Source organism: Sulfolobales archaeon (genome assembly GCA_038897115.1).
Lineage (GTDB): Archaea > Thermoproteota > Thermoprotei_A > Sulfolobales > AG1 > AG1.
Map to the genome: position 1 here is coordinate 1 of JAWAXC010000005.1, position 24898 is coordinate 24898.

The following is a 24898-nucleotide window of genomic DNA, read 5'->3' on the forward strand; positions in this document are numbered from 1 at the left end:
TCAAAACCCCCACGAGATCAGTATCGTGGATAGCCTTAATCGTAACTTTAGCCATAGTCGAACACCGCCTCCCTAAGTCCCAGATAAGATAATCCTACTAAAAATAAAAAATAATAAGCCTTGCACATAATTACAGCCGAAAACCTCGCCTCACCCCTTTAGGGCGAGGATGTTGTCGATGCTTAATCTTTGATGTTAGCACTATAGCTAGGTGATGAGTAGCTATAAGCATGACAACCAAGCCCCCCGGATGACCATAGATGGGGGCTAACAACAATAGCCCCGAGCCCCCGAGAGGGGATAGGGGTAACACGCCCAAGACTGGGCGTAGGGCTAAACCAGGCAATAACATAGAATGATATAGAATGATCTATTATAGAATTGAAAGGGGAGGAGGTCAGCCTTCTAGCGCGAGGGAAAAAGATTGACTATCTCTAGATGCTGATCATATTTGAAATCGCTATTTGAAATATGCATATTGGAAGTATACTTGGAGGCCGCTTGGATATACAAATATACCTTCTAGCGATGACGATGCTGCGAAGAACTGTTTCTGTGTGTAGAGGAATATCCATGGTGCGTCTCTCCATATTATCTCTATAGCCTTTCTATATAGCTCTAATCTTCTTGTCTCGTTAAGCTCTCTTGAAGCCTCTCTAATTAGCTGATCTACCTGGGGATTGCAATACCTAGCCACATTAATCCCCTTAGGCGGTATCTGATCGCAGGTGAACTGGCTATTCAATGTGAAATACGCATCGGCAACAGGCGGGCCCACACCAACTAGGGCTGCATCCCATTCAAGCTGATCTGTGGGTTTTAGAAGTGATGCAATATAGTATGGCCAGTCACCTGTTTTAAGCTCAACCTGGATCCCTATCCTAGAGAGATATGCCTGGATAGCCTCTGCCTGTTGTTTATCCTGCACATACCCAGATCCTCCTATGGAGTGTAGAAGCACTATTTTGAAGCCATTGGGATAGCCGGCTTCTGCCAAGAGCTTCTTAGCCTTATCAGGATCATATGTATATGGCTCCATTGGGGAGTAGCCGAAGAAGTGGGGTGGGATGGGAGCATCAGCAGGTATGCCGAGGCCGAAGAGTACATTATCTATGATGGCCTTCTTATCTATGGCATAGTTGAGAGCCTGTCTAACCCTAGGATCTGCTAGGGGGCCCTTGGGAGCTAAAGCTACAAACATGATTAGATTACTTGCCGGCGTGATTATCTTTACCCTAGGATCTGTAGATAGCCTTGGAAGATCTGGTGCTGGAGCTGCATATATGAAATCCACATCACCTGCCAATAATGCTGCTAGTCTTGTAGATGCTTCTGGTATTACTAGCCACTCGATCCTCTTTATAGGTGGTTTTGGCCCCCAATAATCATCGTTCCTCTCCAAAACAACTCTCTTACCCTTCTCCCAAGAGACAAACTTATAAGGCCCAGTACCTACAACCTCAGTTATAGTCTGATTACCAAACCTCTTAATAACATCTAGACTAGTTATTAGCAGATAGCTCGTAAGGGCCCTCAGGAATGGCGCAAATGGCTCCTTCAGATAGATCTTAACGGTATATCTATCTACAACCTCCGCCCTCTCAACCGGGCCCAGCTGGCTTCTAAGAGGCACTCTTACCGTTGGATCTATCCACCTATCTATATTCGCCTTCACAACAGTCGCGTTAAATTCAGAGCCATCGTGGAATTTAACGCCCTTTCTAAGGTAGAATGTATATACCAACCCATCTGGCGATACCTCCCACCTCTCAGCAAGCCACGGAATAACATTACCCTTATCATCGAACCATACTAGAGTTTCATACACGTGTCTTAGAACATTGTGAACAGTGATCGACGTTTGTCCGTGAGGATCTACTGTGTCTAGATCTGTTCCTATTGCTATTTTGAGTATATCTTTTTTAGAGGTTATTGTCTGCTGAGGTGTTGTTATTATCTGTGTAGCTCCTCTAGCCTCTGTTCTAGCTGTTGTCTGAACCCCCGCACCAGCCTGTCCAGGGGCTTGCTGTAGCATGATTATAGATGCTGCTACAGCTATAACAACAACAGCTATTACAATCCCTGCAAGGGCAAGCCTCGATAGACCAGACACCATAGAGGAACCCGCAGATAGTATAGCTTAAAAGAATTAAAAGCAATTGAAATCCCTATTTTTCAAAACCGGCATTGTCGGTGCATCTGATAATCAGATATATACAACTATCAATCATATTCCTTAGCCTGTGGCTAGCGATGGAAACGATAAAAAGTATCTATAACATAACATGTATTCAGATCATGTGGAGACTAAGTAGGAGGGGGTTTAGTATCAGGATCGGTCTCGAGTGATCTATGCTTGCTGGATTTCTTACTGGGCTTATTAGCGGTGGGTCGTTAGGGGTTTTACAGGACTTTTTCCTAGCTTTGGCAATAAATATTATACTTATTATACTTAAATAAATATAATATAATTAATGTCTTCTCCCAATAGCAGGGCCCCTTATAATCTGGTATATATTAATGCCACTATTCAAAGGACTTATAGGAACATCAGCCCCGGTCTTCTCGGTGGTGGATATTGTGATATTTTCTTTCAATTATATTGTAGATCATCCCAGGCTCTCGTCTGGCCTAACCCTATGCTCGGTTTTAGGCGTGTTACCCCTATCCCCGTATAACACAGGGCCCGGGGTTATGGCTTTCTTCTTAGCTAGTGTCACGCTCTGGTGTTGGCGGGCATAGAGATACGGGGTCAGCGCTACATGCTAATCGCTAGGGGTTAGCCCGCCAACGCCCAGAAGAAATGGGAACAAAAGGATATAAATAACAAATATTCCCGCCCTAAAGAAGGGGGCTTTCAGTTGCAATTGCTCTTATGGTGCTATGGTATAGAATATGAGATATAATAAGCGATATTAACCCCCTTTATCGGATTATATAAAGCATAGGGAGCATTATAAAATAGTTATGGAGAAAATACCATGTCTCGGATGAGTGAGGAAGATGAGGTCCTTGTTGTAGATGGTGATTCAAAGGATAGATTTGATCTAGGTGATGTTTTGAATAGGGTTATTCATGGTGATTGCCTTGAGGTGTTGAGGAGGCTCCCCTCGGAAATTGTGGATATGGTTTTCTTCGATCCTCCATATTTTCTCCAGCTTCCTAGGAAGAGGCTTGTTAGGTGGGAGGTTAGGACTGTTGTTGAGAGTCCTGAGGAGCCTTGGGATTACTTCGATTCTTGGGATGAGTATGATTCCTTCATAGCGGGGGTTTTGAAGGAGGTTAGGAGGCTTATGAAGCCTAATGCAACTATATGGGCTATTGGGACCTATCATAATATCTATAGGATTGGGAAGATCATGCAGGATCTAGGCTTCTGGATATTGAACGATGTGATATGGTTTAAAACAAATCCAATGCCCAACTGGCTAGGGGTTAGAATGACAAACGCAACAGAAACACTCATATGGGCTGTCAAGGATAGAGGTGTTAAGAACTATACATTCAACATAGAGGAGGCAAGAAGATACAGCCTAAAGGACTGGGGCAACAAGCTAGCCTATAACGTCTGGAGAATACCCATATGCTCTGGAGAGGAGAGGCTGAAAGATGAAAAGGGAAAAAGGCTTCACCCAACACAGAAGCCAGAGGAGCTCCTAGAGAGAATAATACTAATATCAACAAAGCCAGGAGACATAATCCTAGACCCAATGGCGGGTACAGGAACAACAGGTGCTGTGGCTATGAGGCTAGGAAGAAGATTCATATTAATCGAGAAGGAGGAGAAATATGTTAAAGCTATAAGAGAGAGATTAAAAAGGGTCGAGATGGAGAGTATATCTGGGATATATTAGAATAGCATCTAAAAATCTGGTATGAGAGTCTTAAACCATTTTTGAGAAAAGAGTTAAAGGCAGGAGGGATTCAGAGGTTTAGAAGGATCATAGAGCTAAGATCAAAAGTCTCTATTGATCTAATATCATCTAGTTACCCAGCTGCTTTGGCTTCTAACCGTGATCATCGCATAGATCATGAGTGGGTATGTTATGAATAACCCCACAGCTCCTATTGCTAGTAGCTCTTTTAGCGATATCCTCCATAGCCCTAGCACGGCTCTCCTGATATAGCTTACTAGGGAGCTCCCAATTACTGCTAGGGCTATTGATAATGCGATATTGTTGATCCCCAGTATACTGTAGATCGACGGTGCTAGGATCGTGTCATGTATAATGGCTATTGTGAATGATATGGGCGATAGATAGTAGAGGAATAGGTGGAGGATATATAGAGGCCTCATCCCCAGGAAGGTGCCTGTATATATTTCTCTTATGAAGAATAGATAGCCGCTTCTAGCCCATCTCAACTGCTGCCCTATAAAAGCCCTCATCGTGGGCGGGCTCGCCGTTATGGCCACTGCGTTAGGCTGATATGCTGTGAGGTATCCCCTCCTATGTGCTAGCCATGTTAGCAGCCTATCATCCCCTATAGATGTTGATACACCAAGGAATCTATCTTCCAGGAATTCCTCTAGAACCTCGAGGAGATATTTCCTTCTCCAAGCATTGAATCTTCCATCCACTACTATTAAACCCCTACCCAGCGATCTACATACCAGATCTCTGCCCGAAATCCAAAGCAAGATCAGATGGGGAAACGCTTATAAACCCTTAAGAAAAATACTCTCAGAACAAAAATTGTAGACCCCAAACCACCCAGTTAGTAGCTGGGTGGGGGGAGATTGAAAGGTTCTGAATACCATGTTCCTACCCTGTACACCAACAACCCTGGGGTTGTCGAAGGGCTTCACAATCTCCTCGATAGCCCTTTCTGTGAGGATCGTGTCGCTGTCAACATGGACAACTATATCGCCTGAAGCTTCTCTCCAACCTATAGCTAATGCCCTTTTCTTCCCAACCCTCCCCTTAAGCGTTATCACCTTCGCCCCATATCTCCTCGCTATCATAGCTATCTCTTCAGATCCATCGTCATGAACGATTATAGCCTCATCTGGCTTATTCATAGCCACAGATCTCATGACCCTTTCAAAGATCTCTGGCTTCTCACCATACTCAGCTATGACGACGCTGACCCTCACATCCCCCCTTCTAAGGGATCTATATTCTATTGGCTTCCTAGACGTTGCAAGAGCTATCGATGTATGAAGTATAACGAATATAAGGAAGTGTATAGGGAGGTAGTAGAGGCCCTTACCTGTTATGGTTTCATATAGCTCTATAGTCTCTACTATCATCCTCGAGCTCCTCGTTAGATGCTAGGGCTGTTTTTAAAATGCTACTCCTCAAAGGCGAGACTCTGGCGAGATGCGCTAGATCCTTTGGAAGGCATTTACCGTTGAAAGGCCTTCCAGCAAGCTCAGGCTTCCTCCCCCACATTCCACCCTCTAGCCTATCTAGAATATCTGATGGTGATAGGATCTCGAAGACCTTTCTATAGTCAGCCCCAAATCTCCTAGCGATCATATATAGCTCGTTGTAAAAAGCTATAGCCACGGCCCTCAAGGCGTTTGTTCCCAGTTTCACAAGCTCAGCCTCCTCATAGCCTAGACAATATATCTCAGCCCCAGATTTTCTAGCCCATCTATATGCTAGTATATATCCCCATCCACTGGGGCATCTACCGTCTCTAGTACCTATAACTATCCTCCCAGGAGATCTCAGATCATCCTCCACATGCCTCTCCCTAAAGAAAAGGGGCATATAGATCACATCTCTTCCAAGCCCCCTAGTAGATCCTGGGGGCATGGTGCTATGGATCACCACATAGGATCCCTCTGGGATCTTCTTAACAACGCTGGGCACAGCGTCTTCGGGGACGCATATATGGTATATGTCAAAGCCGGAGACCCCATTCGCTCTACGTCCTATAGCGAGATCCTTGCTAGGATCTATGTCATAATAGTATGGCTCAACATCCATTAGATCGCTTATAAGGATAGATACAGCTCTACCACAGGATCCAGCCCCAATTATTAAAACCCTCTTGTCAGATAGATCTAGATAATCCCCAGCAAGGCCCTCTTCAACCCTTCTAAAGAGATACTGATCCCCCTCCTCAACCCGGTGAATAGGTAGATACTCAGCATTAGATCTATCCGTCATAGGGCTTCACATAGATAGGTGGCCAGCTAGATGCTTAGCTATAGGGTTTTAACATCCGTGGAACTCGTGAGAAACAGATCCCAAGGATCTATGTGCTTTAGAAGGGCAGAATTTGAACAGAGATGAACAACCTGTGAACGGGATAGAGGAACAAAACGCTGTCTAGCCCGTCGAGAATATCCTTGATAGGGATTCGAATACCCCTTCAACATAGCCCGCTGATAGTGGATATAGAGCTGTCCCCAGCAGTATGAATAATATATATGGCACACCCCATGTTACATAGATCCTCTCATCCCCTCTTAAGAGCCCCTTTTCAATTAGCTCCCTAACATTTCCTCTATATATGCTGGGATCCTCGTTTATATCGAATGACTCTCTACACCTCCATATAATAGATCCGTTTTCAAGGCTTGGATATATCAGGGGGTATAGAAATCTAGTAGCTATGAACCTCTCAGCCTTGATTGGGAAGCCTGTCATATGTACTATAACAGCTTTATAGAGGCTTCTACAGTGTCTCCTTATCTCCCCCATACTCCATAGATTCAGGATCGATATGGGGATCACTAAACCCACAACCATTAAGATCGTTGAGATGGCTAGGATTACAAGGGATGGGGGTAGAACTAGAGATCCTGGGGGCTTCGGTATTAGAAGTGCCACGATAGCCATCGCTATTGGATCTGCTAGACCCATCATCCCTATAAGGCTCATTGCTAGGAGAACCGCTGGTGAGATCATGCTTATAGCTATGTAGAGAGGTGTTGTCCCTGGATCGAGCTGATATCTATATATAGCTAGGGCTATTCCAATAGCTATGAATGGAAGCCATATCCTCGGATCTATCTCCCTCGTCCTCACATCTATATAGGAGGTTATCGCGAGCATTGTTATAGCTGTTGCATATCCTATATAGAATATCGCATCTAGATCCATCTAGAGCACCGTAGAAGATGTTATATTGGTGGAAATATATAGGTTTATTGCCTATTGAGAATGCCAAGCTTATATCTCTATATAGGGTTTAGACATATGGTGTATCTAACGTCTAGGGGTGGGAGCACCTCTATCTGGGCATGGCTCTTCACAGATATCTACCTCCCATCGATCATAGCTGCCATAGCTAGGGGCATGCTCTCCATATCCCTCCCACTATTTCTAATAGCAAGCAACCTAGATCCAATATATGTTGGCTTAGGAGCCGCTGCAGTCTCTATAGGCAATATGGCTATGGATATGCCTGGAGGGTATCTCCTAAGGGTTTTAGGTGAGAAGCGCCTAATGAGGATCTCCCTAGCTGTAGTGGCACTCTCGTCCCTCGGCATGGCATTGCTATCCAACCCATGGGCCGTGATCCTCTTTGCTACATTCTTCGGCGCTGGGAGGAGTATGTGGCTTCTCTCGAGGAGATATGTTATAACATATTACATCCCCTACAGCTATAGGGGAAGGGCATCATCCTTCATAGGGATGAGCGAGAGGCTTGGAAGCTTCATCGGGCCAGCCATAGTCTCTATGATCGTTGGCTATGGATATCAAATGGTCTTCATAGCATGCTCCATCCTAGCCTCCATAGCGGTTATACCAAATATATTTTCTAGGGAATACCACCCAGAGGCGGTTAACAATAGAGAAGCCCCTAGAATAGATGTTAAAAGCCATGGAAAGGAGGGTGGCGAGCCCGGGATCTTGTTCCTCGCAACAGCATCGATAGCGAATATAGCTATCCAGGGGGTGAGATCTAGTAGAAATATACTTCTAGCCTTAGTAGGAAAACACCTCTCTCTAAGCGATAGCAGTGTGAGCATAGCATCGAGCCTCTCAGGGGCATTAGATGTTATAGGTTCATACCCAGCAGGGGTTATAATGGATAGGAGGGGGAGGGATGCTGCTGTTGCGATAAGCTTCTCAATAATGGCTATAGGCTTCGCCCTCCTAGCATTCTCGAGCAGCGAATATATGTTCCTCATAGCATCCCTAGTAGTAGGCCTTGGAAACGGCTTCGGATCGGGTGTGTTGATAACAGTTGGAGCCGATATAGGGTCTAGGATGGAGAGTGGTAGAGGAGCCCTATTCCTAGCTATATGGCAGTTCATAGGAGATCTAGGGAGCGCTGTGTTCCCAGTATCAATAGGGCTTATATCATCCCTCCTAGGTGCTAGAGCCTCGTCGATAATCATAGCATCTATATCCACTCTCATCCCACCCATGTTTAGAAGAGTTGGTAAGGGGCTTGAGAATCGCCCACGATCTTTCTAGGCTATAAAATATATACCTTGGAGTATTACGATCTTTGGGGGCCGATGAGGTTCTCCATAGACTATAACGATCGAAAACCCCTGGGGAGAACCGGAGAGACGGTCCCGGCTATAGGGGTTGGGACTTGGAGGATAAATGACTATTCAAGGGCTGAGGCAGCCCTTATAAGGGCTGTCGAGCTTGGGATGAATATGATAGATACAGCTGAGATGTACGCTAATGGAGAGGCTGAGAGGCTCGTTGGAAGGGTTATAAAGGCTGTTGGTAGGGAGAATGTGTTTGTGATTACAAAGATACTCCCAGATAGATTCTCGGATCAGTCTAAGGTGCTCAGAGCATTAGAGGCCAGCCTTAGAAGGCTTGACACCTCCTACGTGGATCTAGTGCTTATCCACTGGCCAAGACCTGGAATACCTATTGAGAAACAGATCCAATATCTAGAGGCAACTGTTGAGACCGGGATGGCGAGGTATATGGGTGTAAGCAACTTCGGCCCAGAAAGCATTATGAGAGCCCTCAACGCTGTTAAGAAGCACGAGATAGTGGCTAACCAGGTTAAATACAGCGTTCTGGATAAACAGGTTGAGAGGGATCTCCTGGATATCTCTATAAAGAATGGGATCTTGATCCAAGCGTATACCCCTCTAGAGTGGGGAGGGGTTGCGAGGAACGATGTTGTGGTTAGGATAGCATCTAAATACGGCAAGACACCGGTGCAGGTGGCCCTCAACTACCTGATCTCGAGGCCCATGGTAACGGCTATACCTAAGTCTGAGAGGGTTGAGAGGATAGAGGAGTTCAGAGGAGCTATGGGGTGGAGGCTAAGCAAGGAGGATATAGAGGCTCTCGAGAATATATAGCTATATCAACAGCCTTATCCTAAGACCCCTCATCCTAGTGATCTCATGCACCTCGCTATATAGCTCAACACATGTGCTTGGCCTAGAACACTCTATAGATCCAACAGCTCTGAGAAGACCCCCAGGCTGTGGGAGAACCCCCCTTTCAAGGGGCTCTGAGAAAGCTACTCTAATCATCTCACTAGATCCTCCCCATACTAGTGAAGAGGATGTGAGTAGCGAGGCCCCTCCCCACCTACCCCTGATCCTCTTATCGAGATCCGATAGGAGATCCACCAGCTCCTGCGGTATGTTGAATAGTATCTCGAAGGATATTCTGAAGATCCCCTGCCCCCCTTGATCCTTGATATGCATCTCTAGAACACCTTATAGCCCTTTTCAATGAGCTTCTTAACCATCGCAGATCCCATATCCCTTGTGGGGACCTCGACTAGAAGATCTACTACTGCTCTTCCAGGGGGTATCTCTCTACCCCCTCTCCTATGTGTTATCTCCACAATGTTACCCCTATACTCGTAGATCACCTCTAAAACCCTCTTAAGCTCCCCCGGTGCGTCTAGGAGCTCTATCGATAGCTCCACCATCCTCCCCTCCGCTGTCAGGCCTCTAACAATGATCCTATATAGATCTGTTAGATCCACATTACCACCGCTTATAACAATAACACACCTCTTACCCCTTATATCAACCTTACCCTCTAGAAGGGCTGCGAGCCCTACAGCCCCAGCACCCTCCGCGATAACCTTGTTCCTCTGCATAAGGAGATACACAGCCCTGGCTATCGAGTCCTCTGAAACGGTTACTATATCATCAACATATCTCCTCACAAAATCAAAGGTTATATCTCCGGGCCTCTTAGCTAGAAGCCCATCGGCTAGGGAGGGTCTAACATCTACATCAACTATCCTGCCTGCTCTGAGGGATTCAAAGAATTTCGGGGCTGCCTCGGGCTCAACACCTACTACTCTCACCCTCCTCCCAGCCTCCTTCAGCACAGATGCTATTCCAGAGATGAGCCCTCCACCACCTACAGGTACTAGGATTACATCGAATTCCCCTAGCTGCTCCATAAGCTCAATAGATATTGTTCCCTGCCCAGCTATTATATCTAGATCGTTGAACGCATGTACAAGGGGGACCCCTTTCTCCTCAGAGTATCTCACAGCCTCTCGATATGCCTCATCGAATAGCCTGCCCCTAAGGATAACCCTAGCCCCATAGCTCTTCGTAGCCTCTATCTTCGCTATAGAGGCTGTCTCAGGCATATATATAGTTGCTTCAACACCATAGATAGAGGCTGCATATGCAACGCCCTGGGCATGGTTTCCAGAGGATGCTGCGACAACTTCTCTAACCCCTTGAGAGGCTAGCTTTCCTATCTTGTAGAGAGCCCCCCTAGCCTTGAAGGATCCTGATTTCTGTAGATTCTCATATTTCAGATAGACTTCACCGCCAAACATCTTCGAGAATGTGGTGCTCTTATCAAGAGGTGTTCTATGTATATAGCTGCTGATCATCTTAATAGCCTCTAGAGACCTCTGATACATCGATTCACCCGCCACAATAGCCACCCATGGATATCTCCTAGCCATGCTTATTTTTAGCGATGCATCGGAGACCGATTATAGATCCATTAGATATTATATGGCGACGCCATAGTATATCGCGATAGATATGGAGGATAGGCCTCTGCTGATCCTTGGAAGCGATCTACCGGTATCCATCCTCGTTAGAGAGCTATGTCTAGAGGGTATCACCAGGATCCTTGTTGTGGATGCCCATATAGAGCCCGGTGGATATCTAGGCACACAATATGGTGTGGGGTTTAGATATGAGAAGCTACCCCTCCTAATCCCAGAGGGATCCTCAAAGGCTTTTGAGAGGCATGGCTTTGAGATGGTGTGTAGAGATATAAGGGTTTGGATAGCTAAGCATGGAGATCATGTCTCCAAGGCTATGTGCTGGAAGAAATCAGATCTAAAGCCCTGGTGGTACCCCGAGCTAGGTGGGAGGCTCTGCTACCCTAGAAGGGGGTGGGGATCTGCGATAAGATCTATTGTTTCTAGTAGATGCTCCGAATATACATTCTACCTCCCCAGAAGAATTGATATAGCTAGGAGGATAGCTGTTCTTAGAAATGGAAGGGTTATAAGGTATAGGCTCTTAGTATCATCACTCCCACTACCGATCCTCCTAGAATCCCTATATAGCGAGGAAAAAGAGAAAGAGATCCAGGGGCTATTGCAGAGCCTAGACTGGGTTGATATGCTCAATGTATCGCTGGGGGTGAGGGGGAGATCACCTGAATATGAGATCGTTCTACACGGTACTAGAGCCTCTAGAACCCATACATTCTATATATGGTCAAACATAGATCCAACATCGTCTCCGCCAGAGCACTATCTCGTTGAGATGCTTATGAGCTATTGCAGAGAAAACCCACCCCCAACAGATCAGGTTTCAAGGGGTTTTGCAGAGGCTAGATGGGCGAAGCTGGTTTCTTCGAAGGAGTCTGTGGTATCTGAGAGAGTATATACAATACCATATATACAGCCCATCAAAGCCGATAAAGATCTCCTCAGAAGCTTGTCCGAATATCTCAGATCACAAGGCATATATCTAACAGGGGTTGGGGGAACCTGGGAGAATCTATCTCCAGAGAAGCAGTTAGAGCAGGGCCTCGAAATATCAAGGGAGATACTCTCACACAGCTAGCTACTAAGGTGTTTGTTAATAAGATGCCGACGCAATAATATAATGATGATCTTTGGGTAAATATAGGCTAGACCCCGAGTGGTGTGGGAAAGCCGATGTATTCCTTGAAGATGCTGCTAGACATCTCAGTGAGGGCCACTATTGGCTAGCTTGCTTTGAGGCGCATCAGGCCGCGGAGATTTATCTCAAATCCCTAATACTATCTTTAACAGCTTCACACCCATATACACATGATCTTGGAGAGCTCCTCGAGATCTTGGGGAAAATAGGGATCTCTATTGACGAGTCTCTAATGATCGCTGCAGATCTGCTGACGCCTCATTACACCCTATCTAGATATCCAAGTAGAAGATCTATTAGATATGATAGGGAGAGGGCTAGCAGATGTGTAGAGTCTGGTAGAAGGATTGTGGAGTGGGTTAGGAGGCTTGCAGATCCATGATCGACTATAGGGATAGATATTATAGAGAATTACGTAGGCATGTGGAGAAGTGGGAGGAGAGCTTTAGAGAGTTTATTGAGAACGTCTGTAGAAGCGGTTTTATAAAGACACTCCTGCTTGTAGGTTCTAGGGCTAGGGGTGATTATAGGGATTCAAGTGACTTCGATGTTATAGCCATTGTAGGGGATGATGAAGATGCTATAGAGATCATAACTAGGTTGAGGAGACTTGTTAAAGATAGGTTTCCCCTAGATCTTATAGCAATCCCAGAATCAGATCTTGGGGATCCTCTTTATAGAGAGATGCTAAAAGACTCTATAGATCTCTGTAAAGAGGAGAGGGATATAGATACTATGTTGAGATCTAAGATGATGGTATGAGGATCAGGATCTTCTTAATGGCTTTCCTAAGCCTATAGGATAGATTTGACTTTGGTATCCCCAGCTTCTCTGAGAGCTCTGAAAGCGATATCCTCCTAGGAGACTCGTAGAGACCTCTAGCCATCTTCAGAAGCATATTCTCCTCCTCCGTAAGCACCGGGCTCATAGGAAGCTCTTCAACAGAGGCTTTACACCTCCCCGAAATACTGCGTAGAAAGCCGTTGATCTCACTCTCCGGAACAGCTACGATCGCCACAACCCCTTCCCTCGTAACCCTTATAGAGTTAACATAGAAGTTGGTGAGGATATCCCTTAACACACACCCCCTTGACCTCAAAATAGTATATCCTCCTCTACGATACCTCCTCAGCCTTATGCCATGGGCACGATAAATATTTATAGCCTGTGTATTGTCTCCTCTATTCTGTTTTTCACCAGCTCTACCCATTAATATATGGATCATCTCGTTTCTAGATAATCTGAAACCAACATGATCATGATCCCTTAGGATCTCGCTCATAGTAGGGCATAGAGGGATCACAACTTTATAGAATTTCATTATAACCCTAACCAATGATTCTCTATCAAGGGTAAAAATGATATTAAAGATAATATTTATGTGCGATCTACCATGTCTTTGAGGCTTCTAGCTATAATGATCCTTCGAGATTATCTATGATCTTGTGTATATATAGATGTATGCAGATATACACATCCATATAGCATTAAACTCCAATGCATTATTGAACATGTTCAATCCACCTCTATCTTGCCACACACGGAATCATTTTAAGGTGATATAGGTGAGGAAACAGGTATTTGCAGAGCTCCTCGATAACCTATGGTTCTGGGGGGCTCTAGCACTAGCTATACTGGTGATCTATGGTGTGTGGGCTCTTCTAGAGGCTACCGGTATGCATGGCATGCCAGGGATTATTCCGAGGGGGTGGGGCTAGGTGGTTCTAACACCTAGAAGTCTGGAGGAGTGGTATAAGCCCTTTTCAAAGGAGGAGAAGATATGGTTCATACTAGCTATAGCAGTTGCCCTTACACTTGCAGCAACAACTCTCTCATGGCATATAGTAGATCCCTATCACCAGGTTCCAACAACAGCTATGGAGATCTCTCCGAGGGAGTTCTCCCAGAGGGCATCGGCCTTCATGGCTAACTACTCTGGGAAGGTTGTGCCAGAGGGTGTTGATATATATCTAGCAGCATCGCAATGGATTTGGAGACCATCTGAGATAAGGCTGAAGGCGGGTGTCACATATAGGATCTGGGTTTCGAGTACAGATGTGCTCCACGGCCTCTCAATAGTTGGCGAGGATGGGAGGGTTGTGTATAACATAATGGTTATGCCTGGCATGGCATATGCTATCCACATTAGATTCGACAAGCCCGGCACATATGAGATAATATGTAATGAATACTGTGGGATCGGGCATCAAGATATGCGTGGAAAGATCGTTGTTGTGGGGTGATATAGATGCATGCTCCACAGGCTATCCAGGGATTCAGAACATGCCCTGTAACAGGGCTTCTATGCCATATAGCAACTCTAAGGCTTATAACAGCTAACTATGCTATGGCCCTAATATCGATAGTCATAGGTGGGATCGCAGCTATATTCGTAGGCCTCTCAAGATCCTCTCTAGTCCTGCTAAGAGATCCAGGATCCTATTATCTATGGCTCACAGCCCATGGAGTCAACATGCTTATCTTCTGGATACTATGGTTCGAGGTGGCACTGCTATACTTCGTAGGCACGGTTCTCCTCAACGCACCAATATATAGTGTTAGAGCTGGGTGGACAGCCTTTGGGCTTATGCTGGTTGGCTGGATCTTGATCGAGTACACAGTGTTCTCTGGAAGGGCATCAGTGCTCTTCACAGCATATCCACCGCTAGCAGCAGATCCTCTATTCTATGCTGGGTACATCGTATATGTTCTAGGAGCAGGTTTTGCTGTGGTAACATTCTTCCTAACACTCTATAGAGCTAGGGTTGAGGGTAGATACAAAGGAAGCCTTCCCCTCGTAACATGGGGGGCTGCGGTTGCAGCGATTATAGCTGTTACAGTTGTTGTCCACGGCTTGATCGCTCTAGCATATACTGCAGCCTGGCTATCAGGATCTATACCTATGAATGTAATGATCTATAGGTGGTTCTTCTGGGGCCTGGGACATGATGCCCAATATGTTAATGTCACAGCTATGGTGGCTGTGTGGTATGCATTGCTAGCACTCTCAACAGGTTTAGCGGCAGCCAAATTCGTTAACGAGAGATATGCTAAGATAGCATTCGCAATGTATGTACTCTTCGTAGTCCCTGGTATAGGGCATCACATCCTAGTAGATCCTGGGTTCTCAACAGCCCTTAAACAGGCTAGCGGGAGCGTGGGGTCCCACTTCCTATCAATACCATCGATGCTCCACGCACTAGCCCTACTCGGAGGCCTCGAAGCCCTTTTAAGGGCCTCGGGATATTCTAGGGGTCTCTTCAGCTGGTTCAAAGCTATACCATGGAGGAATCCCGGGACAGCTGGTCTCCTCCTATCAATGCTCCTATTCGGCATCGGAGGAATTATAGCCCAGCCCCAAACAACCCTCCAGCCTAATCTGCTATTCCACAACACCATGTGGGTTCCAGCGCATTTCCACCTAACGGTGGTTGGGGGTACAACACTTGCGTTTATGGCTATATCCTACTATCTAATCCCACTAATAACTCTTAGAAGGCTTTTCAGCGTTTCAATAGCTAGGATCCAGATCTATCTGGCCTTCATAGGGATCCTCATCATGACGATCTCGATGAGCATACTAGGATGGCTCGGAGCACCCAGAAGAACCCTTATCCTACCAGAGGAATTCGCTGAACACCCATACTGGGTGGCACCAGCAACAGCCCTAGGGATAGGAGCTATTATCTTCATAGCATCCGGCGTGTTATATGTTCTCAACGCAATACTAACAATCCTAGCGGGGAGAAGAACAACTGACCCAAAGATCCTTATGGACGGACTGATAACCCCATACGAGGTTAAGGATCCATCTGCTGCGAGGAAAACAGGCTCCCTAGTAATAGTAATTATAATCCTAGTCATCGTATTGCTGGGCCTCTACTTCGCATCATTTATAAGGCTAGCATCGCTCCCACCGATATGGTAGTTTCGCATAGATCCATATTTCAATAGGGTTTTTTATTCTATATTTGATACAATAAAAATCTAATATCTAAGTTGAGCTGAATGAAGCGTTTCCCATTAGTAGCATTAGAACTCTCATATTAAATTCCACTATACATGGTTTCTGCATAGCTAGGCTATAGGGTAGATTATTGGAAAGCAATGTGAAACCATAATAAAGATAACAGGAAGATCCGCAAGATCTGTGATAAACTTTCCATATAAATCGTATAGTTGAGAACAATTCCTCAGAGTTCTGGTCGAATCTACTACTGTGTCGAGTGTCGCTCCCCATCTATTGACGGGAATAGGTGCCCATGCTATTCTATGTATTTTTAATAATTTTCCATGGTAGTCTCCCTAAGATGAAACCCATAGAGGTGGGAACCGTTAGAGGATAAGAATATACTCATTGCATAGAGGATAGGGTATCTAATCCCCTAGGTATAACATAGTAGGTTGACCTCCTCCCCGCCCTAGAAGGGTGAGGCTTTCAGCGGTAACAGATTCTCTCAGCTTAATATCCATATGTAGTCTTGGTCGCTTATCATAATATGGATTATGTATTGTTGGAGCTTTGCTTATGGATGATTTCCGGGTACTATGACCCCTATTGAGGATAAGTGGGTTTATATATTGTAAGTGGGACTATAATCTTAGGTGGGCTGTATGGAGGTTGTGGTGAGGGTTGATAGGAAGGGTCGTGTTTTGATCCCTAAACGTGTTAGAGAGGTTCTTGGAATAGATGAGGGGTCTACCCTGAAACTTAGGGTAGAGGAGGGTAGAATTGTGCTAGAGCCTATTGGGAGTATTGCTAGCAGGTTCTACGGGGTTTTCAAGGTAGAGAGGTGGCCTGAGGATCTAGATGAGTTCATTGTTGAGGCTGTGAGGAGTTGGTGGAGAGGAGGTACGTAGATGTTAATGTATTCGTTTATTGGCTTTCAGCTCATCCCATCTTCGGTGAGAGTGCTAGAAGGTGGGTTAACGAGATTGAGAAAGCCAAAGCCGGGGAGTATATTACATCGACCTTAACAGTATACGAGACTCTAGTTATCCTAGCTGGTTTAACCGGTAGGAGTCTAAAGGATGATGAGTATGTTGGCGTGGTGATGGAAGCTATAACAGGTCTAAGCAAGCTCGCCATAGAACCCTTAACCCTAGACGACATTGTTAGAGCGGTGGAGCATATGAAGACTTATAACTTGGACTACGAGGATGCCCTACACCTAGCTGTAGCATTAAGGAGTGGAGCTTCAAAGATAGTCTCGAATGATAGGGATTTCGATAAAACACCTCTCAAAAGGATCTTCTAGATGACCTTGGATAGCCTTTCAACTCCATATATCGATACTTCATCATAGATAGCGTCGCCTTAGCTTGTTTCGATCTGACCTCCTTCCCGCACTAGAAGGGTGAGGCTTTCAGCTATAGAAAGTCCTAATATCGAGTCTTATGCGAGACGAGCGTTGGTGATGGGCTAGAGACCTGGCGCGGGGCTAAACCCTTTTAAAGGGTATGTAGACCTAACCTCCTAGCATTTTAAGATGGGAAGAAGGTCGGGGAGATCTTCTTGACCATCTCTGCCTTCACACCAACAAGGCTGAGAAGATCATGGGCTCCTATATTGCTGGAAACAACATATATTACAGTTATTACATTAGATGGAGAGGCTCCGGAGGATTTATAATCATGGTTGGGTATTCTAGGTTGAGGTGCTAGAATGTCTTTGAAAGGCTATGGGGATCTGGTTTCCCGCGTTGATAGCTATAGAGGGTTTATCGTGAAGTTCCTCGAGGAGATCGTGGCTATACCAACTGTCTCGCCTTGGGGAGATGGCTATGGGGATTTTGCTAGGGTTGCTAAGGAGTTGCTGGAGAGTGTTGGGGTTTCAGTTGAGATCCATAGGGTTCCACAGGATTATGTAGATCCTAGGGTTCCTCCTGAGGGGAGGGGCAAGGCTAGATATATAGTGTTTGCCAGGGTAGGCTCTAGAGATAATGTTGTTATTCACTTCAACGGCCACTACGATGTGGTTCCAGGTGGGCCTGGCTGGAGGGTTACCGAGCCCTTCAAACCGAGGATCGTGGATAACAGGCTCTTCGGAAGGGGATCAACTGATATGAAGGGAGGCATAGCAGCGATAGCTGGTGCGTTGGCCTCCCTATCTAGCTATGCAGATCGCCTGGGAATCGGGGTTGAAGCAGCCTTCGTACCGGACGAGGAGATCGGTGGGAGCACGGGTACTGGATATATAGTTGAGAATAGACTTGTGAGGGGTAGATACGTGGTTATCGCCGAGCCAAGCAGCCTCTCACAGATCTATATAGGGCATAAGGGGGCTGTATGGGGTGAGGTAGTTGTGAAGGGGAAAACAGGCCATGGATCTACACCATGGCTAGGGGTAAATGCTTTTGAAAAAGCCGTGGCAATAGCTAAGGAGATGTTCGAGAAGCTCGTACCATCTATAGAGGCTAAGAGGAGCAGATATACATATGATCTTGAGGAGGGTAATAGGGGCACAATAATGATCGGGGGGTATCTAAGAGGTGGTGAGAAGATAAACCAGATACCAGGGGAGGTTGTCTTCAGCTTCGACAGAAGACTTATAGTGGAGGAGAGGGTTGAAGAGGCATGGAAAGAGATCAAGGAGTTCGTTGAGAACACAGCTAGAAGGGTGGGAGCCGAGGTAGAGGTAAGGCTAGTCCACACGATGGAGCCGGTGATAGTTGATCCAGAGGCAAGGATCTTCAAAGCGATAGAGGAGGCCTCAAAGATGGTAATAGGTTCAACACCGAGGAAAATAGTATGTATAGGAGGCCTCGACATGAGATACTATGTAGCAAAGGGCATAGAAACAGCAACATACGGCCCAGGAGTACTGGGGATGGCCCACGCACCAGATGAATATGTTGAGATAGATGATGTGGTTAGAGCAGCAAAGATCTACACCATCCTCCCCACAATACTCCATAGCAAAACATAGATCCAAAGCTATCTCTTATCAAGCCTCAAAACGGTTTCTAGAAGAACCCTGAGGCCATTGATCATATCCTCATCCCTAGTATATTCATCCCTACTATGGCTTCTACCACCAACAGATGGTACAAAGATCATACCTGTCTTCGAAATCCTAGCCATATGCTGAGCATCATGACCAGCCCAGCTCCACATCTTCTTATAGCGAAGCCCGAGGCTTCTACATGCATCCTCAATCGCAGAGACCACATCATCGTCAAACCTAACACCCCTTATCGTGAAAGCCTCTCTAAACTCGAACTCGATGCCCTCCTCATCAGCTATCGCAGCTCCCTGCCTACCCACAAACCCCTCGAAATCCTCTAAATATCTATCCTCGGGGCTCCTAGCCTCTAGGCTGAACCTAACCTCTCCCGGGATCACATTGTGTATCCCAGGATATACATCTACCCTCCCAACAGTAGCTCTCACAAGTTTTCTCCTCAAAGCATACTCTCTAACCCTCTGGACAAGCTTTGAAAACCCTATCAGCGGATCCCTCCTAGCCTCCATAGGAGTTGTGCCCGCATGATTGCTCTCTCCTCTGAACACGCACTCCCAATTTCTTATCGATACAATCCCCAGTGGGATCCCTATCTGATATCCCTCAGAATCTAGCTCGGGGCCCTGCTCTATGTGAAGCTCTAGATAATACTTGGGAGGCCTATTCACGAGGTTATTCCTTCTATCCCCCTTAAAACCAGATCTCTCCAACGCCTCTCCAAAGCTAATCCCATCTCGATCCCTTCTAGAATATATGTAATTAATATCATAGACTCCTGTGGATAGGCCTGAACCCATTAGAGAGGGGGTCCATCTAGAACCTTCTTCATTGGTAAAATCTATAAGCATGATCCTATGCCTAGTCTTGAGGCGAGAGAGACTTATTATTCTCAGAATCTCTAGCCCAGCTATAACCCCAAGAGCACCATCATATTTCCCACCGCCTGGTACAGAGTCTAGATGCGATCCTATTGCAATCACCTCATCCCCCTCTCTTATTTCTGCGATTATGTTCCCTGCTTCATCATATGATATGGAGGCTCCTATGGATCTTAGGATCTCTATTAAAAGCCTCCTAGCCCTTAGATCGCTTTCACTCAGAGAAAGCCTATACATACCCCTCTCACTATCCCACCCTATTTCGGAGAATCTTCTGAACGTTTCGAGAAACCTCTGCGGATCTAGGAGATCTTGGGGCAAGGAATCACCAACCCATCATATCCGAGGAGAAATATATCTCTGGATCTAGAAGCAATTTAAGTGGGATCAAATCCTTTCTCGTCAGATCGTTAAACCCTATAGAGGGGCTGCCATTAGATATGCATCCTCACCATCTAGATAGTAGCCCCTGAGGATCCTTACGACCTTGAAGCCAAGGGATCTATATAGGTTTATCGCAGGCTCATTACTGACCCTAACCTCTAGCACAACCTCTTGAGCGTTGTAGAGATTCTTCATCCTAGACATGCCCTCAATCATCAAGGCCCTACCAATACCCCTCCTCCTATAGTTCTCGAGAACAGCTATGCTGACAACATGCCCCCTCCTCACAAAATCCCCTTTGAAGAACCCCTCATCCTCCTCAATCCTATTCATCATATACCCAACAACCTCACCACCAACCTCAGCAACAAGGAAGATCCTGCCCCATTCAATTAGATGCTGCTCCCAGAAATACCTTGGATAATGCTCTGGAAGGCTCCTAAGATTGATCTCTATTATCCTATCAAGATCGCTCATCATAGCCTCCCTAATCCTATACCCAGAACTCGAAACATTTTTAGAAAACATCGAACCCCCAAGCAAATGGATATATGGAGAGTAAAAAATAAGATAGAGGTATCAGCATAAACCAGATAACATGGGGTATATAGGCTACAAACATAGGAACATAACCTCTATAAGCTCGATATATAGATATATTATTTGGGCGGGGGTGCCCGAGCCAGGTCAAAGGGGTCGGGCTCAGGACCCGATGGCGCAGGCCTGCGTGGGTTCAAATCCCACCCCCCGCACCTCATAACCTATATTCTTTATCTAGATCGACCAGCACACCCCACCAATGCTTAATAATGCCCTATAGAGCACAACTCGCTGGCCTACAGTGCTGGGGCTATCTGAACTCATTATGAGAATATCCTATTTCTTCTCAATATCCTTTGTAGATGATACAAGCCCATGGTATATCTTATAGCTTGGAGCCACTGTCTTTGGATGATTAGCCCTTACAGCATCTAGCCTTGATACTGATGTGTTTCTAGGTGATCCCTTTAATACAGAGGGATCTTTATATGCCTTCTCAGCTATTCTGTTTAAAGCCTCTGCATATATATCTATAACCTCTCTAGGCTCTGTCTCTGTAAACTCTATCATTAGGGCTTCGCCAACTATTAGTGGGAAGTATATTGTTGGTGCGTGGAGCCCCTCATCTAGAAGGGCCTTAGCTATATCCTCAGCCGTAACCCCCGTCTCCCTAGCTATCTTCGAGGCGCTTATCACAACCTCGTGCTTCCTAGGCTTCTCAGGGTTATATGGGATCTCGTAGTAGGGTTTCTCCAACAGCTTCTTTATAAAGTAGTTAGTGTTGATCACAGAGATCTCAGAGACCTCTCTAAGGCCTTGGGGGCCGAGCATGGATATATAGATAAATGTCCTTATAACAGGAACTATATTTCCATAGAATGCCTTTACCATCCCTATACACCTCTTACACTCATAATCCCAGAAATATCTATCGCCCTGCCTAGCTATGAGGGGCCTTGGGAGATAGTCAACAAGCTCTCCCCTAGCACATACAACCCCTCCCCCAGGACCTCCACTCCCATGAGGCGTTGCGAATGTCTTGTGCAGGTTTAGATGAACAATATCGAAGCCCATATCACCTGGCCTCGCAACCCCTAGGATACCGTTTAGATTCGCACCATCATAGTATAGAAGGCCTCCATAGCTGTGAACAAGATCAGATATCTCGAGGATCCTGCTCTCAAAGATCCCAAGGGTGTTTGGGTTTGTAAGCATGATCCCAGCTGTTCTAGGGCCTAACGCGGCCTTAAGAGCCTCCATAGATACCTCACCATCATCACCAGTTGGGATCCTAACCACCTTGAAGCCCGCCATTGCGGCGCTAGCAGAGTTAGATCCATGTGCTGAGTCTGGGATCAGCATCTCATCCCTATCCTCCCCCCTATCTAGGTGGTACTTCCTAATCATTATAGCCCCTGCAAGCTCGCCAGCAGATCCTGCTGGGGGTTGGAAGGAGCATCTATCCATCCCCGTTATCTCTGAGAGCCACCTCTCGGTAGTATATATTATCTCTAGAAGACCTTGAACCGTCTCTTCATCCTGGAGAGGATGTAGATCTGTGATCCTTGGGTCTAGGGCTATGAGATCCATGATCTTCGGGTTATACTTCATAGTACATGAGCCCAGGGGTACAGGGCCAACATCAACCCCGTAGGACATCTGTGATAGCCTTGTATAGTGCCTCACAACCTCGACCTCGGATAGAGATGGTATTGATGGTGGCTTCGCCCTAGCTATTTTGCCCGGGATCTCGATCTCTATATCCGTGAACTGATCCTCATAGGGTATCGAGGGCCCTTGGGAGGTATACCTCTCCATCTCTAGGATCAGCTTTTCATCCCATCTAGCCTGCCTCCACATCTCAAGCCACCTCTGCTAGCGCCTGGACAAGCCTATCTATATCATCCCTACTATGGATCTCTGAGAAGCAGTAGAGAGCACAATCCTCAAACCCCTTTAAAAGCCCTTTCAACCATAGCCCACCATGGATCCCTCTCTCGAGAAGATCCCTATGGATCTCACCATAGCTTTTCCCATGGAACCTCAGGGGGATCTCTCTATAGAATAGCCTGCTCCTCAAAGCTATTGAAACCTTTCCAGATAGTCTCCTCCTAATACTCTCTACAGCGTATTGTGTTCTCCTAAGAATCGATTCACCCAGCCTTCTAATTCCGTTACCCCCTAGATAGGCTATGTAGATCGTGGCCATTATAGCCATGAGCGAGGAGTTAGTAGTTATGTTACTCGTAGCCTTCTCCCTCCTTATATGCTGCTCCCTAGCCTGGAGGATCAACATATATCCCCTCCTACCATCAGCATCTACAGTAGCTCCCACAAGCCTCCCGGGTAGCTGTTTCAAGAGCTCCTGATCCATCCTTATCCCCAGAATCCCGAGACCTGGACCACCATAGTTAAGACCGAGCCCTAGGCTCTGGCCATCGCCAACAACTATGTCAGCCCCATATTCCCCGGGGGGTCTGAGGATCCCTAGGCTTGTTGGCTCTGAATATACTATGAATAGAGCCCTCTTCTTCCTAGCTATCTCCCCAACAGCCTCTGGATCCTCTATTATATTCCCCAGAAACCCTGGGTTCTCTAGATAGATCGCCGCTGTATTATCATCTACCCTCCCATATATATCCCCGAGATCTGGATCTCCCTTCTCATCAACCCTATACTCCTCCAGAACACCTCTAACAGGTGATAGCCATGTAGATGCAACAGATCTGTAGAAGGGGTTCATAGTGGCTGGAACAAGGATCTTACTCCTCTTAGTAGCCCTCATAGCGAGTCTGAAGGCCTCCGCAACAGCTGTAGATCCATCGTACATAGAGGCGTTAACAACATCAACACCATATAGCTCAGCCATTATACTCTGGTACTCGAATATAGCCTGGAGCACCCCCTGGTTGATCTCGGGCTGGTATGGAGTGTAAGAGGTATAGATCTCTCCTCTGAGGGCTAGAAACCTAACTATAGATGGTACATAGCCAGCACAGACCCCACCACCTATGAAGGGCGGGGGATCTCTGAAAACCCTGTTCCTAGATAAAATCCTATCAACAATCCTATAGACCTCATACTCAGAAAGCGGCCTGCCAAACCCAACCTTTAGAGGCTCTCTAAGCCTTATACTCTCCGGAATATCCCCAAAGAGATCCTCAACATCCTTGCCAATGAATCTCAGCATCTCCCTCTTAACAATGGGATCCGAATTCGGTATCCAGCTATGATACATATGGCTTCCACATAACTTCATCACAGCAAAAGCTAATAAAAAGCCTATGACAAGAGATCTTCAGCCCATGGGATCAGCCCCGGCCTCCTCCTAGCTAGCTTATAGATCCCCTATCACAACATGGATCAATAGATCTAATACCCCACTAGAAGGCCCCCACATCAACCCCCAATCCCCACCAACCTATTTAACACCACCTCATAGACATCATTACTTAGACCCCCGGCTTTCAAGACCTTTTACCCTATGATAGCATATAGCCTCCATATATTTTGATAAATCACCTATATCCTGATCTCTGAGCTCCCCACCGATTCTTGATCTGAGAACATAGATCGAGCCATACATGGCCCCATAGGCTTCATAGATACCATCAGCCAGCTTAATTGGTGAGAAGTATGTGAATACACAGAGCAGAATAGGGTTGAGGAGAAATGATAGTGGAAGAGCCCTGCCCCTAACCAGGTATATGGTAGAGCTCTTACCACTCGATGTATGCACGATCTCTCCAAGCACATCAACCCGCTTATCTCCAGCATATACATATTTCCTCCCAAAATATGACGTCTGGGGACATCCACGTATTCTATAGTATAGATACCCTGAAAGCACCATTATGAGATGGATGAGGAGGGGGATCAATATGATCACTAGCCAAATACTTAAGTAGATAGAAGCCACTATAAGGATTAGCGATACTGGGATGGTTAGCGAGAGCACCTTCGCAGAGCTCCACATACCCACTAATTAATTCCAAAGAACCTATATCTCTTTTGCAGAATCGATCTACGTATAGGGAAACATCATACCATAGACTAGGTAGCGATCCTCAACCAAGCCCTTCTAAGTAGGTTGGTTTTAATCATGCTATTCCTAGT

At 46.0% G+C, this 24898-nt stretch carries 25 protein-coding genes and 1 tRNA gene; 13 read left to right on the top strand and 13 right to left on the bottom strand.

Annotated features, from left to right (window positions below):
* Positions 1 to 460 precede the first annotated feature (460 nt).
* On the bottom strand, positions 461 to 2116 hold the full coding sequence (locus QXE01_01440; GenBank protein ID MEM4969896.1) for an ABC transporter substrate-binding protein: 1656 nt from the start codon (positions 2114 to 2116) through the stop codon (positions 461 to 463).
* An 865-nt stretch (positions 2117 to 2981) separates the two neighbouring features.
* Here QXE01_01440 and QXE01_01445 point away from each other — a divergent pair.
* Positions 2982 to 3854: a DNA methyltransferase gene (locus QXE01_01445; GenBank protein MEM4969897.1), complete on the top strand. Its 873-nt coding sequence runs from the start codon at positions 2982 to 2984 to the stop codon at positions 3852 to 3854.
* 125 nt (positions 3855 to 3979) lie between these two features.
* Here the strand turns inward: QXE01_01445 and QXE01_01450 are convergent, their stop codons facing one another.
* From QXE01_01450 to QXE01_01465, 4 genes are all read right to left on the bottom strand, one after another.
* Positions 3980 to 4639, bottom strand: a complete 660-nt coding sequence (locus tag QXE01_01450) for a glycosyltransferase (GenBank protein MEM4969898.1) — start codon at positions 4637 to 4639, stop codon at positions 3980 to 3982.
* A gap of 18 nt (positions 4640 to 4657) precedes the next feature.
* Positions 4658 to 5251: a glycosyltransferase gene (locus QXE01_01455; GenBank protein MEM4969899.1), complete on the bottom strand. Its 594-nt coding sequence runs from the start codon at positions 5249 to 5251 to the stop codon at positions 4658 to 4660.
* Positions 5223 to 6119 carry a hypothetical protein gene (locus QXE01_01460; protein MEM4969900.1) on the bottom strand — a complete coding sequence of 299 codons (897 nt, stop codon included), beginning with the start codon at positions 6117 to 6119 and terminating at the stop codon, positions 5223 to 5225. Before QXE01_01460 ends, QXE01_01455 begins: the two co-directional genes overlap by 29 nt.
* Before the next feature lie 162 nt (positions 6120 to 6281).
* Positions 6282 to 7058, bottom strand: coding sequence for an A24 family peptidase C-terminal domain-containing protein (locus QXE01_01465; GenBank protein ID MEM4969901.1), 777 nt, complete (start codon positions 7056 to 7058; stop codon positions 6282 to 6284).
* A 96-nt stretch (positions 7059 to 7154) separates the two neighbouring features.
* Here QXE01_01465 and QXE01_01470 point away from each other — a divergent pair, with 96 nt between their 5' ends.
* Positions 7155 to 8381 (top strand): MFS transporter, encoded by a 1227-nt coding sequence (locus QXE01_01470; protein ID MEM4969902.1) that lies wholly within the window; start codon positions 7155 to 7157, stop codon positions 8379 to 8381.
* 44 nt (positions 8382 to 8425) lie between these two features.
* Complete coding sequence (locus QXE01_01475) at positions 8426 to 9241, top strand: aldo/keto reductase (protein ID MEM4969903.1); 816 nt, start codon at positions 8426 to 8428, stop codon at positions 9239 to 9241.
* On the opposite strand, the gene QXE01_01480 is transcribed toward QXE01_01475, so the two are convergent.
* Positions 9242 to 9595, bottom strand: a complete 354-nt coding sequence (locus QXE01_01480) for a hypothetical protein (protein MEM4969904.1) — start codon at positions 9593 to 9595, stop codon at positions 9242 to 9244. It abuts the gene before it with no gap.
* Positions 9596 to 9597: 2 nt separating this feature from the next.
* Positions 9598 to 10803: a threonine ammonia-lyase gene (ilvA, locus tag QXE01_01485; protein ID MEM4969905.1), complete on the bottom strand. Its 1206-nt coding sequence runs from the start codon at positions 10801 to 10803 to the stop codon at positions 9598 to 9600.
* Between the two features lie 112 nt (positions 10804 to 10915).
* Between ilvA and QXE01_01490 the strand changes: the two genes are divergently transcribed.
* From QXE01_01490 to QXE01_01500, 3 genes are read left to right on the top strand one after another with little or no spacing between them, the layout of a single operon-like run.
* Complete coding sequence (locus tag QXE01_01490; GenBank protein ID MEM4969906.1) at positions 10916 to 11956, top strand: hypothetical protein; 1041 nt, start codon at positions 10916 to 10918, stop codon at positions 11954 to 11956.
* A 52-nt stretch (positions 11957 to 12008) separates the two neighbouring features.
* Positions 12009 to 12398 carry a HEPN domain-containing protein gene (locus tag QXE01_01495; GenBank protein ID MEM4969907.1) on the top strand — a complete coding sequence of 130 codons (390 nt, stop codon included), beginning with the start codon at positions 12009 to 12011 and terminating at the stop codon, positions 12396 to 12398.
* Positions 12395 to 12778: a nucleotidyltransferase domain-containing protein gene (locus tag QXE01_01500; protein ID MEM4969908.1), complete on the top strand. Its 384-nt coding sequence runs from the start codon at positions 12395 to 12397 to the stop codon at positions 12776 to 12778. The genes QXE01_01495 and QXE01_01500 overlap by 4 nt, the downstream gene beginning before the upstream one ends.
* Here QXE01_01500 and QXE01_01505 read toward each other — a convergent pair.
* A complete protein-coding gene (locus QXE01_01505) occupies positions 12762 to 13337 on the bottom strand; it encodes a helix-turn-helix domain-containing protein (GenBank protein ID MEM4969909.1) in 576 nt (191 codons plus the stop codon). The genes QXE01_01500 and QXE01_01505 overlap by 17 nt on opposite strands.
* 244 nt (positions 13338 to 13581) lie before the next feature.
* Between QXE01_01505 and QXE01_01510 the strand changes: the two genes are divergently transcribed.
* The 6 genes from QXE01_01510 (at position 13582) to QXE01_01535 (ending at position 18944) form a co-directional block, all read left to right on the top strand.
* On the top strand, positions 13582 to 13734 hold the full coding sequence (locus tag QXE01_01510; protein ID MEM4969910.1) for a hypothetical protein: 153 nt from the start codon (positions 13582 to 13584) through the stop codon (positions 13732 to 13734).
* Complete coding sequence (locus QXE01_01515) at positions 13735 to 14259, top strand: hypothetical protein (protein ID MEM4969911.1); 525 nt, start codon at positions 13735 to 13737, stop codon at positions 14257 to 14259. It begins immediately after the preceding gene.
* A gap of 5 nt (positions 14260 to 14264) precedes the next feature.
* On the top strand, positions 14265 to 15944 hold the full coding sequence (locus QXE01_01520) for a cbb3-type cytochrome c oxidase subunit I (GenBank protein MEM4969912.1): 1680 nt from the start codon (positions 14265 to 14267) through the stop codon (positions 15942 to 15944).
* Positions 15945 to 16630: 686 nt separating this feature from the next.
* The gene (locus tag QXE01_01525; protein MEM4969913.1) at positions 16631 to 16876 is read left to right on the top strand and encodes an AbrB/MazE/SpoVT family DNA-binding domain-containing protein; all 246 of its coding nucleotides are present in this window, start codon (positions 16631 to 16633) and stop codon (positions 16874 to 16876) included.
* Entirely contained in the window at positions 16858 to 17274 is a 417-nt protein-coding gene (locus QXE01_01530; GenBank protein MEM4969914.1) for a type II toxin-antitoxin system VapC family toxin, read from the top strand. The genes QXE01_01525 and QXE01_01530 overlap by 19 nt, the downstream gene beginning before the upstream one ends.
* Before the next feature lie 407 nt (positions 17275 to 17681).
* Positions 17682 to 18944, top strand: a complete 1263-nt coding sequence (locus QXE01_01535) for a M20 family metallopeptidase (protein MEM4969915.1) — start codon at positions 17682 to 17684, stop codon at positions 18942 to 18944.
* A gap of 8 nt (positions 18945 to 18952) precedes the next feature.
* On the opposite strand, the gene QXE01_01540 is transcribed toward QXE01_01535, so the two are convergent.
* Together QXE01_01540 and rimI are read right to left on the bottom strand one after the other, a co-directional pair.
* Positions 18953 to 20179 carry a Zn-dependent hydrolase gene (locus tag QXE01_01540; GenBank protein ID MEM4969916.1) on the bottom strand — a complete coding sequence of 409 codons (1227 nt, stop codon included), beginning with the start codon at positions 20177 to 20179 and terminating at the stop codon, positions 18953 to 18955.
* A 96-nt stretch (positions 20180 to 20275) separates the two neighbouring features.
* The gene (gene rimI, locus QXE01_01545; protein MEM4969917.1) at positions 20276 to 20770 is read right to left on the bottom strand and encodes a ribosomal protein S18-alanine N-acetyltransferase; all 495 of its coding nucleotides are present in this window, start codon (positions 20768 to 20770) and stop codon (positions 20276 to 20278) included.
* A gap of 139 nt (positions 20771 to 20909) precedes the next feature.
* On the opposite strand from rimI, the gene QXE01_01550 reads away from it, so the two are divergent.
* Positions 20910 to 20994: transfer RNA gene (locus QXE01_01550), tRNA-Leu, on the top strand.
* A gap of 124 nt (positions 20995 to 21118) precedes the next feature.
* On the opposite strand, the gene gcvPB is transcribed toward QXE01_01550, so the two are convergent.
* The 3 genes from gcvPB to QXE01_01565 form a co-directional block, all read right to left on the bottom strand.
* Positions 21119 to 22642: an aminomethyl-transferring glycine dehydrogenase subunit GcvPB gene (gcvPB, locus tag QXE01_01555; protein ID MEM4969918.1), complete on the bottom strand. Its 1524-nt coding sequence runs from the start codon at positions 22640 to 22642 to the stop codon at positions 21119 to 21121.
* 1 nt (position 22643) lies between these two features.
* Positions 22644 to 24020 (bottom strand): aminomethyl-transferring glycine dehydrogenase subunit GcvPA, encoded by a 1377-nt coding sequence (gene gcvPA / locus QXE01_01560; GenBank protein MEM4969919.1) that lies wholly within the window; start codon positions 24018 to 24020, stop codon positions 22644 to 22646.
* A 210-nt stretch (positions 24021 to 24230) separates the two neighbouring features.
* Positions 24231 to 24758 (bottom strand): hypothetical protein, encoded by a 528-nt coding sequence (locus tag QXE01_01565; protein MEM4969920.1) that lies wholly within the window; start codon positions 24756 to 24758, stop codon positions 24231 to 24233.
* Between the last annotated feature and the right edge of the window lie 140 nt (positions 24759 to 24898).

Excerpts from the sequence above, each read along its gene's own strand:
- QXE01_01505 (MEM4969909.1), bottom strand. The coding sequence starts at position 13,337 with ATGAAATTCTATAAAGTTGTGATCCCTCTATGCCCTACTATGAGCGAG.
- QXE01_01480 (MEM4969904.1), bottom strand. The coding sequence starts at position 9,595 with ATGCATATCAAGGATCAAGGGGGGCAGGGGATCTTCAGAATATCCTTC.
- QXE01_01565 (MEM4969920.1), bottom strand. The coding sequence starts at position 24,758 with ATGTGGAGCTCTGCGAAGGTGCTCTCGCTAACCATCCCAGTATCGCTA.
- QXE01_01500 (MEM4969908.1), top strand. The coding sequence starts at position 12,395 with ATGATCGACTATAGGGATAGATATTATAGAGAATTACGTAGGCATGTG.
- QXE01_01520 (MEM4969912.1), top strand. The coding sequence starts at position 14,265 with ATGCATGCTCCACAGGCTATCCAGGGATTCAGAACATGCCCTGTAACA.
- QXE01_01475 (MEM4969903.1), top strand. The coding sequence starts at position 8,426 with ATGAGGTTCTCCATAGACTATAACGATCGAAAACCCCTGGGGAGAACC.
- QXE01_01445 (MEM4969897.1), top strand. The coding sequence starts at position 2,982 with ATGTCTCGGATGAGTGAGGAAGATGAGGTCCTTGTTGTAGATGGTGAT.
- gcvPA (MEM4969919.1), bottom strand. The coding sequence starts at position 24,020 with ATGTATCATAGCTGGATACCGAATTCGGATCCCATTGTTAAGAGGGAG.
- QXE01_01525 (MEM4969913.1), top strand. The coding sequence starts at position 16,631 with ATGGAGGTTGTGGTGAGGGTTGATAGGAAGGGTCGTGTTTTGATCCCT.
- QXE01_01465 (MEM4969901.1), bottom strand. The coding sequence starts at position 7,058 with ATGGATCTAGATGCGATATTCTATATAGGATATGCAACAGCTATAACA.
- rimI (MEM4969917.1), bottom strand. The coding sequence starts at position 20,770 with ATGTTTTCTAAAAATGTTTCGAGTTCTGGGTATAGGATTAGGGAGGCT.
- QXE01_01490 (MEM4969906.1), top strand. The coding sequence starts at position 10,916 with ATGGAGGATAGGCCTCTGCTGATCCTTGGAAGCGATCTACCGGTATCC.
- QXE01_01535 (MEM4969915.1), top strand. The coding sequence starts at position 17,682 with ATGTCTTTGAAAGGCTATGGGGATCTGGTTTCCCGCGTTGATAGCTAT.
- gcvPB (MEM4969918.1), bottom strand. The coding sequence starts at position 22,642 with ATGTGGAGGCAGGCTAGATGGGATGAAAAGCTGATCCTAGAGATGGAG.
- QXE01_01455 (MEM4969899.1), bottom strand. The coding sequence starts at position 5,251 with ATGATAGTAGAGACTATAGAGCTATATGAAACCATAACAGGTAAGGGC.
- QXE01_01440 (MEM4969896.1), bottom strand. The coding sequence starts at position 2,116 with ATGGTGTCTGGTCTATCGAGGCTTGCCCTTGCAGGGATTGTAATAGCT.
- QXE01_01470 (MEM4969902.1), top strand. The coding sequence starts at position 7,155 with ATGGTGTATCTAACGTCTAGGGGTGGGAGCACCTCTATCTGGGCATGG.
- QXE01_01460 (MEM4969900.1), bottom strand. The coding sequence starts at position 6,119 with ATGACGGATAGATCTAATGCTGAGTATCTACCTATTCACCGGGTTGAG.